A 16,588-nucleotide genomic window follows, 5' to 3' on the forward strand; every position below is an offset into this window, starting at 1 on the left:
TTGGCTAACCTTTAGTCATAACAAAGACGCAAACACAACAACAAGGGATCCGTATCCCCGCATGAAGGAGTTATGCAAATGAAAACCATGAAAAGCAAATTAGCAGTGGCGCTAATGGCTGCGGGCCTAAGCTTTAACGCAATGGCAGCAGATATCAAAGTTGGCTATGCAGCTGACCCAGTATCGCTTGACCCACATGAGCAGCTATCAGGTGGCACACTGCAAATGTCACACATGGTATTTGATCCGTTGGTTCGCTTTACTCAAAAAATGGATTTCGAGCCTCGCCTAGCAGAAAGCTGGGAACGTATTAACGATACGACTGTTCGTTTCAAACTACGTGAAGGTGTGAAATTCCATTCTGGCAATACTCTAACGGCTGACGACGTCGTGTGGACGTTCCAGCGTTTACAAAGCTCTCCTGACTTTAAAAACATCTTCGACCCGTACGAAAAAATCGTCAAAGTTGACGACAACACGTTCGATCTTGTAACTAAAGGTCCTTACCCACTAGTGTTGCAAACCGCAACGTACATTTTCCCAATGGACAGCAAGTTCTACACTGGCAAAACTGCGGACGGCAAAGACAAGTCTGAGTTAGTGAAGCACGGTAACTCATTTGCATCGACTAACGTATCTGGCACGGGTCCATTCATTGTGACTTCACGTGAACAGGGCGTAAAAGTGGAATTTGAACGCTTTAAAGATTACTGGGACAAAGAGTCGAAAGGTAATGTTGATAAGCTAACACTTGTGCCAATCAAAGAAGACGCAACTCGTGTAGCAGCGCTGCTTTCTGGCGGTGTAGACATGATTCACCCTGTAGCGCCAAACGACCACAAACGCGTTGAAGATGCTGACGGAATCGACCTCGTCACGCTGCCTGGTACTCGTATCATCACGTTCCAACTAAACCAAAACAGCAACGAAGCATTGAAAGACGTTCGCGTTCGCCAAGCGATTGTTCACGCAATCAATAACGAAGGTATCGTGAAGAAAATCATGAAAGGCTTCGCAACGGCTGCTGGTCAGCAAAGCCCGGCAGGTTACGTAGGTCACGATGACAAGCTAGTACCTCGCTACGATTTGAAGAAAGCGAAAGAACTGATGAAAGAAGCGGGTTACGAAAACGGCCTGACGCTAACGATGATCGCACCAAACAACCGTTACGTGAACGATGCGAAAGTAGCACAAGCGGCGGCGGCAATGTTGTCTAAGATCGGTATCAAGGTTGATCTGAAGACCATGCCAAAAGCGCAGTACTGGCCTGAGTTCGACAAGTGTGCGGCAGACATGCTGATGATCGGTTGGCACTCAGATACAGAAGACTCAGCGAACTTCAACGAGTTCCTAACTATGACTCGTAACGAAGAAACCGGTCGTGGTCAGTACAACTGTGGTTACTACTCAAACCCAGAAATGGACAAAGTGGTTGAAGCTGCGAACGTAGAGACGGACCCTGCGAAACGTGCAGAAATGCTGAAGGGCGTAGAAGCGACACTATACAACGACGCAGCATTCGTACCGCTACACTGGCAAAGTGAAGCATGGGGCGCGAAGTCTAACGTGAAAGCGGCAGATATCGTTAACCCAATGGTAATGCCTTACTTCGGTGACCTAGTGGTTGAATAATCACGGTTAGTCGACTTTGAGGAGGGATGGATTTCCCTCCTCAACTTAAAGCACTCGACTCAGTTTTGTTTCAGTCGGATTGAGTTGGTTATTTAGACTGAATTTTCTCTCTAATTTAGAGATCTATGGATAGTTAAGGGGCAAGGAATGTTTTCGTTTCTGGTCAAGCGCCTGTTTCAGGCACTGATAGTGATGTTTGTGATCAGTTTGGTGGCGTTTGCCATTCAGGACAACCTGGGTGATCCGCTGCGTGAGCTTGTAGGTCAGTCGGTTTCGGAATCGGAGCGTCAAGCGCTACGCGACGACTTGGGCCTGAACGATCCCTTTATCACAAAGTACACGCGCTTTGTGGGTAATGCACTGCAAGGTGATTTGGGTACCTCATATTTTTTCAAGCGACCTGCGGTTGAGGTGATCCTCGACAAGCTGGTAGCTACATTAGAGCTCGTGTTTGGCGCGACGCTTATCATCATTGTTTTCTCTATTCCGCTTGGGGTGTACTCTGCGATTCATCCTAAGAGTGTTTTTACCAAATTTGTGATGGCGATGAGCAGTGTCGGTATCTCGATTCCGGTGTTCTTAACCGCAATCATGCTGATGTATGTCTTTTCAATAGAACTCGGTTGGTTGCCTTCCTATGGGCGAGGTGAAACCGCTAACGTACTCGGTTGGGAATCTGGCTTCTTTACCATTGATGGTATCAAGCACCTCATCCTACCTTGTATTGCGCTAGCGTCTATCATGTTGCCGTTGTTCATCCGCTTGGTGCGTTCAGAAATGCTGGAAGTTCTGAGTTCGGAATACATTAAGTTCGCCAAAGCAAAAGGTTTGAACTTACAAAAGATTTATTACCAACATGCACTTAAGAACACCATGCTACCAGTATTGACGGTAGGTGGCGTGCAGATTGGTACCATGGTGGCCTACACCATTCTTACTGAAACCGTGTTCCAATGGCCGGGCACTGGCTTCCTTTTCCTAGAGGCAATCAACCGTGTAGATACACCGCTGATCACTGCCTACGTTATCTTTGTTGGTCTGATCTTCGTGGTAACCAATACCATCGTTGACTTGCTGTACGGCATCATCAACCCAACTGTGAACCTAACTGGAAAAGGAGCTTAATCATGAGCCAATCAAATTTAACACCAGCTCCTGCTCCATCAGCGTGGCAGCGTTTCAAAGAGTCAGATTTTCTGTATTACTTCAAACGCGACAAAGTGGCGATGGCGAGTTTTACCGTCTTTATGATGTTCTTAGTATTGGCATTGGCTGCACCGATTCTTGCGCCAACAGACCCGTACGATCTGACGTCTATCGACATCATGGATTCTGAGTTGCCACCTTCGTGGATGGAAGATGGCGATGAGCGTTTTGTTCTTGGTACTGATGAGCAAGGCCGTGATATTTTATCGACCATTCTTTACGGTTCTCGTTTGTCTTTGACGATAGGCTTTTTAGCCGTCGGTCTTCAGTTGATTCTGGGTATCATCATTGGTTTGTCGGCGGGTTACTTCGGTGGTCGTATCGATAGCTTCTTGATGCGCTTTGCGGATGTTCAACTATCGTTCTCAACCATGATGGTGGCGATCATCGTATCGGCCATTTTCAAAGCCAGCTTTGGCAGCGATTTTTACAGCCAATACGCAGTGGTGATGCTGGTGGTGATCATCGGTGTGGCTGAATGGCCGCAATACGCACGGACTATTCGTGCCTCGGTATTGGCAGAGAAGAAGAAAGAATACGTCGAAGCGGCGCGTGTGATGGGCTTTAAAGCTCCGCGAATCATGTTCCGTCACATTCTGCCGAACTGTCTATCGCCAATCTTGGTTATCTCGACGGTACAGGTAGCGAACGCGATCATGTCGGAAGCGGCACTGTCATTCCTAGGTTTGGGTCTTCCTGTTGATCAGCCGTCACTAGGTGCGCTGATCAGCATCGGCTTTAACTACATCTTCTCAGGTGCGTGGTGGATTACTGCCTTCCCAGGCATCGTGTTGGTTACACTGGTTCTGGTTATCAACTTATTGGGTGACTGGTTACGAGACGTATTCAACCCGAAACTGTACAAAGGTTAAGAATTTTCCCGCCAAGCGTTGTAAATTCGCTTAATTCCTTCCTAAACTGAGAGCCGGATGCAAATTCCGGCTCTTTTTTTGCTAGTTATTCTTTGTTCACATTTTTTTGGCGCTTTGCCGCCATAATGACCTTACCCACTAATTTAGAGTGAAGTGTATGGAAATGAAGAAGGCACAACACCCATCTCGTATCTTCCAAGCAAGCCTAGCTTTCGGCTTGTTGCTGGTATGCGCCCAGTTTTCTAGCCCAGTATCGGCGGAGGAGTTCCTTTGCCAAGCCACTCAAGCCAGCGAGAAAGAATTACCGATGCTTGAGAAAACGTGCCCAATTGGTAACGGAGTATGGGGAAAGAAAGTGCCGCAGGGGGGCAACTACCTTTACTGGATTCAATGCGGATTGCTACCCAAGCCTATGTCTCTCGCGAAAGCTAAGCCTCTCTATAGTAAAATCACGACTGACGTATGGATGAAGCCTGAATCCAAAGGCTATCGCTGTTTGATTGGACCTTACAAGGCATTGTCTGATGCGAGGGATGACTTACGAGGAGTCAAAACCTTGTCGAACTACAAAGAGGCGTTCATCCGAGTGGTTGGGAAAGGGACGAAACAACCAGTAACACCACCTACACCTAAATCTACTGTATCGTCGAAATCAGCCGCATCTTCGGTTAAGCCAACACCGACGGTGACCCCGAAACCCGCGCCAGTTCCTGCTGTGCGAGCTGATACCGACGCCTTTAAAGCGCGGGCAGAGAAGCCAGATACCAAGGCAAAAAGTTCACGTGATAGCTCTTCGTCTACGCCTGTTGCTAAGACCAAAGCGAAGCCAATTGTCACTGGAAATGATGACATTGAAGTTCGGTTGAGAACTTCAGTACAGGGCAAAACGTACGTGGTCCCATATTTACTCGATCACCATAATCAGTTTTACATGGAACATGGTAAGCCGTGGAACCGCCTCAACTACGAAAACTCGCACAAAGTATGTCAGCAACTGGGTATGAACTTAGCTAACCCTGCAGAGTTTAAAGCGCTGAGGGCGTCTGGGGTGATGGAAAAAAATCAATGGCCACTGCAACTGCCGTATTGGGGCAAAGATAAGAAAGGTTTGTTCGCCGATCGTGAGCCCAATCAGCTCACCGGGACCTCATTATTGAACGTGGTGTGCGTGAAATAACGACTCAGATATTGCGGTCAAAATATAGAAGAAAGCCCCGAGTTCGGGGCTTTTTTGCGGTCTCAAATATTATCGCTATTTGAGTGGCGTTTCTTTGTGACAGTTAGAGCAGATATACACTTCTTTGATGCCGACCAATCGTTCCCAAAGTGTTCTGCGTCTTCTACGCAAATGCACGCTATCACAGCAAGGGTTAACGATGGTTGCTTTAGTCATCATCACCAGGCTCCAAAATCGGTAGTGAACTCGCGATGCTTGTCATGGCTTCTTTGCTGTTAGAGTACAGACCATATTCCGGTGCGGATTCATGACCGTTTTGTTCTTTACTCCAACGAATACCAATATAAAAGTCACCAAAATCGCGGTTGATGTAACGATGACGAGTTTTGTAATCTGACTCTGAGCCTGTTTCTTCTAGAATCAGCAGTTCACGGTCTTCATCATTCTGGATTTCCCAATTACCTGGAGTTTGGAATCCTGTTGGCATGAACGAAGTGTAGTTGTAAGTATCAGTGTCGTATTCGTACGCACCTGACGAGTATTTCAGGACTGTGTCGTCGCCTGTGCCATTACTTTCTACCATCAAGTCATGCTCTACCGTGCCGTGTTTGATGTGTTCTGCAACCGAAAGTGATTCTGCAAATGGGGTATTGCTTGAGTCCATCCAGAACAGCTCATCATCTGATATTTTAACGATCATTTGAGTGCCGTTATGCTCGGTTTTGTGCTGGTACAACATTTCATACTCGTCGCCGTAGCTGTTGTATAGCTTACCGTCTTTCAGCTCAACGTCGTTACAGTCTTTATTGTTGTATTCTGTGTAACCAGTTTGTTGGTCCAGATCGGCAAGAATGGCGTAAGCATCGTGTTCCCATGTGTCTTTTAGGAAGTCACTGATGTTCGCTTTGTACTCTTGATTCATCTCATCGTGGTTTGAACCCCAGCAGAATAGTAGGCCTTCAGAATCTTGCATCAACATGGCGTAGCCAATTTCACCATCTTTCTGTGCAAAGCTACCCATTTTCCATTCTTGACCGTTGAAGTGCTCGTGAGTGAAGCCCAAAGTCGGTACTACTGGTGGTGGCGTGACGCCTTCGATAACCGTTGGCATGCTGAGCGCAATTTGTACCGCGGTATGGCCATCTGTTGCGCTAATCGCAAGTGTTGCTCCAGCTTCACCTGCTTTTGTTGGTGTGCCTTTAATGGTGATAATTGCATTACCATCCTCAGATACTGTTAGACCTTCAATGTCCACATAGTCCGCTGAGTAGTCGGTGATATGACCGTCTTTATCTTGGAACAAGCTAGAAATATCGAGCGTTTGTTCAAATACTTCACCTTGTTGTAGGTACCAACCATCAACGATGGACTGCAGATGCGCTTGTTCTGTTTCTACAACCATTGGTGGTAAGTTTGCCGATTCGATTTCGAACTTAAATACGGTGCTTACCGTACCCAAAACCTTACCTGACGAATCAATGTCTTGCGCCGTTAGAACAATCTCAAAATCACCAGCTTTCTCTACGATTGCAGTTGGTTGTAGAACAATCAGGTTGCCAGTTTGCACAACTTCAATGCCTGTGCCTGCAAAGTTGTGCGTCAGTTTGGTTGTCACAAGGTTTTGGTCTTTGTCTGCAAATAGACCTTCAATGTCTAGCTCTAAGCCATCAAAGTCCACGCCTTGTACGATTTTTGGTAGTTTTTCTAGCTTATCTTTAGCTGCCTTTTCGACGATTTTGTTTACGGTTAGCTTGTTATTAACTGCCGTTTCAGGTGCTAAGGTGTCGCTGTCTGGGGTCGCGTCAGTGATGATTGGACGTAGATTTGGGTCATTGATGTTTTCGCCAGATGCAACAAGACGTTCCACTTCTTGGTTTGCCGCTTGAGCAAACTCCGTGGCTTTTTTCTCGTAGTTCGTTGGGTTTTGTGCTTTCGAGTCGGTCAGAATCTGAGCGGTTTTATGTAGTTCGGCGTTTTTTGTCGCACCTTCAACAAAATCACTGTACAGATCAATTGGTGCTTCTTCTGAGCCTCCTAGCGCTTGGTTTACTTTCGCTTTCGCGTCTTCTTCACTAATGGCTGGATCTTTTGCCATTTCAATCGCAACAAGGTCCGTGATAGGTGAAATCACGTTTGACGATGTTGGTGCACGGAACACGATTTCGTGGGCCATGGCTTGGCCTGGATGATCCATATCAACCGTGTATTTGCCAGCGTACTCTTTAGCATCCAAAGCGATAAGCTGTTTCTGCTTTGCACCGTTTGGTGTAATGGTCTGCAGCGCTAGAGTGCTTTCTGGTTTTGCATCCAATTTAAGCTGACCTTTCTCATCGGTCAGACCAAGGAATGTTTCTTGAGTGTCCCATTGGCCGTTGTTGTTCGTATCTTCAAAAACAACGGCATGCTTGAAGTAGCCGTCAAAACCTGTGATCACAACGCCGTCGTTAGCACTGTTTGAACCACCATCTGAACCGCCACAGCCTGTAAGAGCGATAGCCACTGACGCTGCTAGTAAACTCACCTTATTCATTATTTATTTGTCCTTGTTTCGTTTCCGAATGAGAAAGTCGCTTTTTTTATTATTTTTTTCCTTAGATCTCACTAGTGAGATATAAGAGAGTGGTGTCTTTTTAATGACTATTGAGCTTAGGTTCAAGACACGAAAATCCGCACAAAACCCGTAAAATTTATTTCTATTTTTTGTCTATGATGGAAAATTGATAATTTGATCACGCTTCCAGTTTTATTTTGGTGATGATTGTTTTGTCAAAATAACCATCTGTAAATAAAGGTTTATTGGGTGTTAGTAAGGGCTGGGGCGTGATAAATCATGTTGATCTTAAACTCCTCAACGCGATCAGCAAATTGAGGATGAGGTTTAAGCACATAACTGTAGACTTCGCCTGGAATGAATATGTCGTAATCTGTGTATTCAAGGTTGTAAAACATAAATGTTCGTTGCCAGTAATTATCTGGCCATTCAGCACAATGTATAGGATTTACGCCGTCAAAATCCATTGAGCTAGAGATAATATCGGCAAACTCGCCTCGCCCCGCTACGATAGAGCTGTACCAGTAAAATAAATAATCATGACAAAATAGGTCATGTTGATTTGATTTCATATTGAGATCAGAGTCCAGCTTGTGCACTGGTTCGTTACCCTGAACACTTCTATCAAATATGTAGTTGCTAGCAGTCCCGTTTATGTAACCCCCTCCTGAAATGGGAAAGAGGTAGTCAAACAACGTTCCTTGATATTCGTACTCACCAGTGTGGACATTGATGCGTTTTTCCATGGACTGCTTGTTTTTTTGCATGGTGTAGCTTTCGAATTGTTTACCATCAAACACGGTGGTGAAGTAGTTCCGAGTATCTTCATGAACCTGAGATGGGTATTCTTTTTTGATGGTCCAAATTTGGCGTACACCTTGGACATAAACGATCAACGAGTCATCACTGATTTTGTACTTGCCCACTTTTTTCAAGTCTCCCTTTTCAGGACACTGGCGTTTGTTGTGTGAGGCGGCATAACTTACTTCGCCCCCCTCAAACTGAAAGGCCTCGCAATACACCACTTCATACGCGTACGCGATACCGGCAAGACTTTGTGTCGTCTCTAGGCGATAAACTACATCGCCAACTAACGAGTGTTCTGTGTCATTTTGATCGGGTGTGATAACGGGTAACTCAAAGCGCGTTGTGACCCATGCATGATCGCTATTACCGTGATAATCATCGCGCGCTGCTACCGCTAAATATGTGGTGGTTTTTATTTCCTCAGGCGCTCCTTGCACCATCATTTGTCCTTGGTTGAGGACTCTTAACCCATTGGCGTTTTCAAGCCAAATCTGAGTGGTGAGGAGATCGCCATCTGGGTCTTCAAAAAGCTGGTTAAGGTTGAGCGAATAACTCACCGGAGAGTTTTGTTTCAGCTCCCAAGCATAAATAATGGTTTGTAGCTGCTGTTCCACAGTGAGGTTGATGATGGGTTTATTATTCTCTGATGGGTCCTCTTGTGGTCGGCTGTTCTTATCACCCAATGCTGACTCGTAAAACGTGTTGTCTTCTGTGGTATGAAATGGATTCGTAACAGGGCCTGGTTGTCCTAAAAGGGCGGAGTTAAATGCGTCATCTCCCGTTTTTTTAGGAGTGCGATCCAACGCAGAACCTGTCAACGCTTGCTTTACTTCAACTAAAGATGTGCGCTCATATTGACGATGTGCTTGCTGGGTTGACTTGTCGGCGTTGTCTGACGAGTCTTTCACAGATGCCAAATTGTGTTTGTTTGAAATGAAGTAAATACCGAACAAACCGACGCATACTGCGCCGATTATCCAAAGCTTTTTGTTCATGATTACGTGTGCGCCATTCGTGATTGTAGCCAACTGCGAGAGAATTTGAGGTCTTTCTCTATCAGGCTTGCGCTGCACTCGAGTAGCTCACTGATTTCTTGGTTTTTCATGCCCATTAAATACTTGAGTTTGAGTGCGCTCGATTGGCGTGGATAGCGGCTACTGAAACTATCCAGAGCTTTATCCATGATAATCAATTGTTCGAAACGATCTTCTTCATCTCTCATCAATGTAATGTGTTGACGCTTTTGTGCTTGGTGCGAGCGTGCGTTGTCGATCAAGATTTGACGCATCACTTTGGCGGCCATCAAAAAGAAATCGCGCTTTGTTTCAATTTCACTCATGTCGCAGTTGGACATTTTCAGGTAAGCATCATGAATTAATGCCGTGGTACTGTTGACGCTGTCTGCCAGTACTTTGTTGTCGGTGCCGTACTTTTCTGCATTTCGTTCACGCTCGTGTTGGGCGATCTTACGCAACTGTAAATAAGCAAACTGATAGAGCTCGCTCTCAGCTCGTTTATCACCAGATTGCCATTGTTGAATGATTTGTGTCAGTGCTACTGCTGTTGCCATGGTTATACATCCTCGCTCACTTTGACAAATTCAGAAATGGTGTGGGTTTCAATGCGATCGGAACCGTCTTGGTTGCGGAGAACATCTTGTTGATAGCGATATAAAATGCCTTGCTCCCAAGTTGCACCAGCAGGCAAGTATTCCCAGGTGGTGTAATTGATTTCGGATGGGGTTGTTGACCAACGTACCATGACGTTCATTTGCGCGAGTTCGGCTTTGGGGGCGCTATTGTTGACCCACCACATGTCGGCAAATTCGCGGGTAACATCTTGGGTGTACAGGCTTGTATCGGTTGGGCAGGTGTCCGTATTTTGCGGCAGTCGCATGACTTGTTGGTGGCGCATCAATAGGCACGATTGTGTCATGGACTGTTGGTGGTATTCGGTTTGCTGCCACACACCGAGGTAGTCAATGTCGTGTTCGCTAGTATTGGGATACGTAAACCAGAGCATTTCTGTGCGGTTATTGTGTTGGATGTTTTTTTTACGCCCGAGACCTTGTACTTTTTCCATCAATAACTCGGTGCTCGGATCAAAATTGAGGGCAACGGAGCGGTACTTCCAGTCGCCTTCATCATCGAAGTCTTCGAGAGAAAAGCCATTCAAGTCGTTGCGGGTGCACCCTGTGATTGAACAACCAACGATATTAAACCAATCCGCAAACTTGCTTATCGGTTCGACGACATCTTCCGTGATAGGGCGTTTCATCGAGAGGAAGCAGCCTTGAAAATGATCGCCAATGCTTGGGTGTTCAATCAATGAGTCTTTGGTGATGGTGAATCGAGTTTCACCAATAGGAGGACGATATTTGGGATGATGCTGATAGCGTAGATCGTAAGCACAAGCGCGGCCTTGCCAATCCTTCTTTTTGATGACGATGTTTTTGAACGTCATGTCGCGAGGTTCAAAAATGATCTCATCAGAGGAAAAATTTTTTTCAATGTACTGCTGGCTTTCGTTTAGGTGCTCAATCGCCTCATTGACAGATACCCAATCGAGATTGAGGTAGCGTTTAGCGTCATCCAGGTAATTGAGATCAAGGCCTTTGAGCTGGCTTTGAAAGTGAGGATCAGACAGCACACGGTTTGCTAGGACAATTTCCTCACGATTCTCAGGCGTGCTGTCGAGAGAAAGCAGCAGACGCGTCATATTGATGCTGCGGCTAGGTTTGGTTGTCGCCATCGTCGGCGTCAGCACTTCTTGGCTTGATAAGGTCGTCAGCAGATAACCTTTATCATCGTTACCAAGGAAGAAGCTAATTACATCACCGGGTTGGTAATGAAATGCTCCTTGCTGAGTGACGCCAGTGATATTGGAACTGGTTTTGTAATACAGGCCAGTCACTGGGGCGTCGATAAAGTAGCCTTGCTTCAAGGTTGAAGCTGGTGGGTGTGAAGTGGCAACTGAAACGTCTGCTGCCAACGTGGACGTAGCCGTCAATGCAGACAGCCAAAATACCACTGAACGTGTATACATCTTGTTTTAAGCCTTATTGGTTGGTGCTGTCCTTAGACGCACAATTTGGCTGACAACTCATTGGTGTAGTTAGGTGCTTCTCTGGCACCGGTGTCATCATCGCCAACAACATTTTTTGTTTTATATGTTTGGGGATATCTGGGTTAGAGAGTATCCGCCTTCGTGTTAACTCCATCATGGAGTTCACTGAGAGATGTTCGACATTTTGCCCCTTCGCGTGGAAGATGAGGCGAGTCATTTCGTACATCATATCTTCTGCAATCTTCTTCTCTTGTTGCAGCTGGATATTCTTTTGCATCATGGCGCTGCCAAATAACACACCAGAGAGCACAATGATGCCTGACAATACCGAAGCAAGGGGACGTCGTTGTACCAAGCGAAAGGCGCTATACAATGGCCAGTTTTTTTTCTGCTCGATTGGACGGCGTTCGATAATTCGTTCGATATCAATGCGCAATGCTCGAACATTGATATATCGCATTTGAGTGGCAGGACGCGTTGCGCGTCTTATCACCCAGTAAACATCAGACCAAATTGTTGGTGATGGAAACATCAAAGCGAGAATTTTGCCTAAGGAGTACACGTCGCTTTGCTCTGTTAGAACCTGTCCTGCTTGCTGCTCTGGGCTGGCAAAATTTTGGCTAAACGCAATCAGCGCTGAGGGTGAATCTTCTCGGTTGGAGTGCGCTTTTTGAGTCAAGTTGAAGTCAAGCAGCTTGGGACGCTTGCTACGATCAATCAGTATATTTTCTGGTTTTAGATCGGCATGCAAAACCTGGTGCTGATGGGCGTGCTCCATCGCCTGACAGATCTGCTTAAACAGCAGCAGCTTCTCCGTTTTTTCTAGCTTATTTTCAGATAGGTACTCATCCAAAGTTTGACCAAACACCCGCTCCATCACGATGTAAACCGAATCTTGATGGAGACCGCCGTCAAACACTTTCGCGATGTAAGGATGGTTTAGACGCGCGAGAAGTTGAGCTTCATCGAAGAGTGCGCGTTGCCCTAACACATTGCTCAAATTGCTTTGAATAAACTTGATAGCCAGATCTTGCTCGAACGTTTCATCTGCACGTAGAGCTGCGTATACGACACCCATGCCACCACGCCCCAACTCATGAGTTAGGCGGTACTTACTGATGATTTCTCCGCTTAGATCGACGTCTTGGTTCGTTGCCTGATGAGCACCAAAATAAAGTAACTGCGTTAGTTGTTCTTCCGGTGTCTCGTTGGCTAAAAGAGGAACGAGTTGTCGATACAGCTCAGGTTGACTTCGTTGCAATGCTTGGAGGTATTGCTGCTTTTGGGAGTCGTCCAGATCAAGCAGGTGGTAGTAAATCTGGGTTTCGCTAGAGCCTAACTGCACTGTGACTAATGTCTTATTCTTTTAGGTACGGCATTTTATAAGAACTTTGATATAAATGTCATTTATTTATTCGGTTTTGATTCACAATCCATGAAACGCAATTTGATGGCTAATGGAGTAATAACGTCATGATTTTGCGAATTATTTTCACTGAACTTGTCGGCAGAGAGTCTATTCGTCATAATGTTACTTGTAACATTACTGATAAATCACATATTTATGGCTCAACAGAATAAGAAAACTCGTACGACATTGCAGGATGTCGCAGACCAGGTTGGCGTCACGAAGATGACCGTTTCACGCTATATGCGTAACCCTGAATCGGTGGCAGAAAAGACTCGGGCCAAGATTGCGACTGCGATTGAAGAGATGGGTTACATCGAAAACCGTGCACCGGCGATGTTGTCAAAGTCCTCCAGTAAAGCCATTGGTATTTTACTGCCGTCTTTGTCCAACCAAATTTTTGCTTCCTTTGTTCAGGGCATAGAGATGGTGACCAAAGCCAATGGCTATGAGACGCTTTTAGCGCATTTTAGCTACGATGAGCTTGAAGAAGAGCGCAAGATCGCGTCATTACTCTCTTATCAAGTCGATGGGCTTATTCTAACTGAAAGCCATCACACGCCGCGTACATTACAGATGATCAAAAATGCGGGCATTCCGGTGGTCGAAACCATGGAACTGCCATCGGAGCCGATTGATATGGCGGTTGGACTCGATCATGAAGATGCGTCGTACACCGTGGTTAAGCAGATGCTAGATACGGGGAAGCGTACAATCGTCTATTTTGGCGCGCGTCTGGATACGCGAACCAAATTGCGGATGCAAGGTTACGATCGCGCGATGACAGAAGCAGGGCTAGAACCCAAACATGTATTAACTGGTGATCATTCTAGTTTTTCTTTAGCGCATGATTTGCTCGAACGCGCACTGGAAACGCACCCAACGCTCGATGGGGTGTTCTGTACCAACGATGACATCGCAATTGGCACCATGCTGAGTGCGCAGCAACGTGGCATTCAAGTTCCACAGCAATTGGCAGTGGCGGGCTATAACGCGCTGGATATCGGTCAAACCATCAGCCCGAAACTGATCAGCGTTGATACGCCGCGTTTCCAAATTGGTGTAAAGAGCGCAGAGCTATTAATTGCGCGCCTGAAAGGCGAAACGCAAGAAGAAAAAGTCTTCGATATGGGGTATCAGATCACGTCGGGAGAGAGTGTTTAACTAATTGTTAACTGCTCTTTGTATTCGCTCATCAATGGTATTGGTAGGTTAGGGTATGGCACATCAGCTGGATGCATTGGATCTCAACTTAATGCGTTTATTAAAAGCCGTGGTGGAAAACCGCAGCATCAAGCTGGCCGCAATGCAGCTTGGCATTTCTCAACCGAGCGCCAGCCGCGGCGTGATGAAGTTGAAGCAAGTGTTTGATGACCCGCTTTTTGTGCGTAAAGCACATGGGGTAGAGCCATCACCCATGGCGATTCGTCTCGCCGCCGAGTTCGACAATATGGTTGCACCACTGGAAAAAGTGGTGCAAGAATTTGAAGTGTTCGACCCACTGCAATACCAAGGGCAGATTGCGATTGTAACTGACCCTTATTTGATGGATGAACAAGGGCAGCGACTGCTCACTGGCTGTCATCGAGCCTTTCCCAAAGCGCACTTTGCCTTTTCCAGCTGGAATACTTACTCGCACGATGAAATGTTAGAAGGCGAGCACGATTACTGCATTCTTGACCAAGAGACCGAGCTGTCGAAAGACATTTACATGCGCCCGTTATTCGTTGAAAAACGAGTGATTTTGGCGCGCAAAAACCACCCAACGTTGTCGAAAGTCAGCAATGATTGGGACACGGTGTCCAAACTACCACTCGTCTCTTTGCCTGCGCCTGCATCATATAAACCGCTTTGTACCGTGGAGTCCGAGTATCGACGTATGGGTTATGAGCCAGTAGTGTTACTGAAGTCCTATAATTTGCGTTTGGCTTGCCAAATGTTGCAAGAAACCGACGCGATTATGTATGCCAGTCAAAGCTCGGCATTGTTGATGCCAGAACTCGCCTCTTACGCAATGCCACCCGTTAATCGTGAGTTCAGTCAGTTTGTGGTCTCTGGCGGTTTCCTTCAAACCAACCGCAACCATCCTTTGCACAGACACCTACATAAAGTGGTGCGACAAACCCTCAATACGCCGCTGATTTTTACGCAGTGACGTCACCTGATGGCATCAGCTGAATGAGAGAGCAGATGCTTTAACCTTATCAATGTTGTGTGATTACATAGACAACTTATTTCTTAAGATATTCAAAAATGAATATCTCAATTACCTGTCTCTTTTTCCTACCCAGCGCTAACCTTATCTCAAATAGTCAGGAGAAGTGGCTCATTTTTATCTTTTTAACTTTTTGAATGTCGATACAGGTACGTGGCATTCACCATTCTCCGTTATGCATTTTTTTAATTTCTGATGGAGGATTAATCATGCTAGTTGCACGTCTATTTTTATTGCTCGCCATCGTTGCCGAAGTGGCTGGCACCAGCACTATGTCTCTTATCGGACAAGGGCACGGGTGGTGGGGCTACATCGTAATGTATGTGCTGATCGCAATCTCTTACTACTTTCTCGCGTTTGCCGCGAAGAAAATATCTATCGGTGTGGCATACGCTGTCTGGGAAGGGTTAGGTATCTCGTTGATCACCGTGGTGTCGATCATCGCCTTTGATGCCAACTTAAACCATCAAGAGTTGTTTGGTTTGATGTTAGCCGTTGTTGGCATTGTGTGTGTGACCTTAGGGGAATCACATGGTCAACCTAACGCCAAGAAAAATGCCGATAAACCGGCAAAAGAACGTTCATTTTCTACTAGTACAAGGTGCGAATCATGAGTCAATTTTTTACGATGTCATTTGGATTTGTCGTGATGGCTGCCTTGGTCGATATCATGGCCAATATGGCGCTGACACGCTCAAAAGGTTTTAAATATAAAGGCTGGGGCATTGCGGCGATTGTGTTGGTACTGACAGCATTCACGCTGTTGGCACAAGCGGTGAAAGAGATCGACTTAGCCATTGCTTATGCCTCTTGGGGTGCGATCGGTATCTTGGGTACCGCAGTGGGTGGAGCCTTGCTGTTTAAGCAGAAACTCAAGCCAATCGGCTGGTTTGGTATCTTTGTGGTGATTGCTGCCGTCGTGGTGATGAAGACCGCTTGATGTAATTTAATGAATGCTAGATATCGTCATTCTGAGTAGCAAGAGACGAGTGTGATTCAGAATCTACCAACAAAAAGTGCTGTGGAAGAGGGGTTTTCTCTGGCTTCACAGCACCTTGATATTAGATTCCTGATCTCGCCTAGGCTCGTCGGAATGACGGACTCATTCATTTTTAAAAAGAACAGAGGCCAATCCTAAAGTTCGTCATTTTGAACAGCAAGAGACGAGCGTGATTCAGAATCTACCAACAAAAAGTGCTGTGGAAGAGGGGTTTTCTCTGGCTTCACAGCATTTTGCTATTAGATTCCTGATCTCGCCTAGGCTCGTCGGAATGACGGATTCATTTTTTAGAAAGAACCGTGATCAACCCCCAAAGTTTGTCATTCTGAACAGCGAAGGACGAGCAAGATTCAGAATCTACCAACAAAAAGTACTGTAGCAGAGGTGCTTTCTCTGGTTTCACAGCATTTTGCTATTAGGTTCCTGATCTCGCCTAGGCTCGTCGGAATGACGGATTCACTTTTTTAGAAAGAGCAGTGACCAATCCTAAAGCTTGTCATTCTGGACAGCGAGGGACGAGCGTGATTCAGAATCTACCAACAAAAAGTGCTGTGGTAGAGGGGGGGGCTCTGGCTTCACAGCGCGTTGATAGTGGATTCCTGATCTCGCTTAGGCTCGTCGGAATGACGGATTCATTCGTTTTTAGAAAGAGCG

At 46.1% G+C, this 16,588-nt stretch carries 14 protein-coding genes; 8 read left to right on the forward strand and 6 right to left on the reverse strand.

Features of this window, described 5'->3' with window-relative positions; all coding sequences use genetic code 11:
* Positions 1-78: 78 nt before the first annotated feature.
* From KJB35_RS12720 to KJB35_RS12735, 4 genes are all read left to right on the forward strand, one after another.
* Entirely contained in the window at positions 79-1,632 is a 1,554-nt protein-coding gene (locus KJB35_RS12720; RefSeq protein ID WP_005379109.1) for an ABC transporter substrate-binding protein, read from the forward strand.
* A gap of 147 nt (positions 1,633-1,779) precedes the next feature.
* Positions 1,780-2,757, forward strand: coding sequence for an ABC transporter permease (locus tag KJB35_RS12725; RefSeq protein ID WP_005379110.1), 978 nt, complete (start codon positions 1,780-1,782; stop codon positions 2,755-2,757).
* A gap of 2 nt (positions 2,758-2,759) precedes the next feature.
* The gene (locus tag KJB35_RS12730; protein WP_005384239.1) at positions 2,760-3,710 is read left to right on the forward strand and encodes an ABC transporter permease; all 951 of its coding nucleotides are present in this window, start codon (positions 2,760-2,762) and stop codon (positions 3,708-3,710) included.
* 157 nt (positions 3,711-3,867) lie between these two features.
* A complete protein-coding gene (locus tag KJB35_RS12735) occupies positions 3,868-4,887 on the forward strand; it encodes an SPOR domain-containing protein (RefSeq protein WP_213908236.1) in 1,020 nt (339 codons plus the stop codon).
* A 75-nt stretch (positions 4,888-4,962) separates the two neighbouring features.
* Here the strand turns inward: KJB35_RS12735 and KJB35_RS12740 are convergent, their stop codons facing one another.
* From KJB35_RS12740 to KJB35_RS12765, 6 genes are all read right to left on the reverse strand, one after another.
* On the reverse strand, positions 4,963-5,106 hold the full coding sequence (locus KJB35_RS12740) for a hypothetical protein (protein ID WP_012841245.1): 144 nt from the start codon (positions 5,104-5,106) through the stop codon (positions 4,963-4,965).
* Entirely contained in the window at positions 5,096-7,417 is a 2,322-nt protein-coding gene (locus tag KJB35_RS12745) for an acid phosphatase (RefSeq protein ID WP_213908237.1), read from the reverse strand. The genes KJB35_RS12740 and KJB35_RS12745 overlap by 11 nt, the downstream gene beginning before the upstream one ends.
* A gap of 263 nt (positions 7,418-7,680) precedes the next feature.
* Positions 7,681-9,240, reverse strand: a complete 1,560-nt coding sequence (locus tag KJB35_RS12750; protein ID WP_213908238.1) for a hypothetical protein — start codon at positions 9,238-9,240, stop codon at positions 7,681-7,683.
* A gap of 2 nt (positions 9,241-9,242) precedes the next feature.
* A complete protein-coding gene (locus KJB35_RS12755; protein WP_005379118.1) occupies positions 9,243-9,815 on the reverse strand; it encodes a sigma-70 family RNA polymerase sigma factor in 573 nt (190 codons plus the stop codon).
* A 2-nt stretch (positions 9,816-9,817) separates the two neighbouring features.
* On the reverse strand, positions 9,818-11,290 hold the full coding sequence (locus KJB35_RS12760; protein WP_213908239.1) for a chromosome partitioning protein ParA: 1,473 nt from the start codon (positions 11,288-11,290) through the stop codon (positions 9,818-9,820).
* 13 nt (positions 11,291-11,303) lie between these two features.
* Positions 11,304-12,656 (reverse strand): serine/threonine-protein kinase, encoded by a 1,353-nt coding sequence (locus tag KJB35_RS12765; protein ID WP_053349772.1) that lies wholly within the window; start codon positions 12,654-12,656, stop codon positions 11,304-11,306.
* 219 nt (positions 12,657-12,875) lie between these two features.
* Between KJB35_RS12765 and KJB35_RS12770 the strand changes: the two genes are divergently transcribed.
* From KJB35_RS12770 to KJB35_RS12785, 4 genes are all read left to right on the forward strand, one after another.
* The gene (locus tag KJB35_RS12770) at positions 12,876-13,883 is read left to right on the forward strand and encodes a substrate-binding domain-containing protein (RefSeq protein ID WP_047103689.1); all 1,008 of its coding nucleotides are present in this window, start codon (positions 12,876-12,878) and stop codon (positions 13,881-13,883) included.
* Between the two features lie 55 nt (positions 13,884-13,938).
* The gene (locus KJB35_RS12775; RefSeq protein ID WP_005379132.1) at positions 13,939-14,874 is read left to right on the forward strand and encodes a LysR family transcriptional regulator; all 936 of its coding nucleotides are present in this window, start codon (positions 13,939-13,941) and stop codon (positions 14,872-14,874) included.
* Between the two features lie 269 nt (positions 14,875-15,143).
* Complete coding sequence (locus tag KJB35_RS12780; protein WP_005379135.1) at positions 15,144-15,548, forward strand: SMR family transporter; 405 nt, start codon at positions 15,144-15,146, stop codon at positions 15,546-15,548.
* Positions 15,545-15,874 (forward strand): SMR family transporter, encoded by a 330-nt coding sequence (locus KJB35_RS12785; protein ID WP_005478614.1) that lies wholly within the window; start codon positions 15,545-15,547, stop codon positions 15,872-15,874. The genes KJB35_RS12780 and KJB35_RS12785 overlap by 4 nt, the downstream gene beginning before the upstream one ends.
* The last annotated feature ends 714 nt before the right edge of the window (positions 15,875-16,588 follow it).

The organism is Vibrio sp. D431a, assembly GCF_030248655.1.
Classification (GTDB): Bacteria; Pseudomonadota; Gammaproteobacteria; order Enterobacterales; family Vibrionaceae; genus Vibrio; species Vibrio alginolyticus.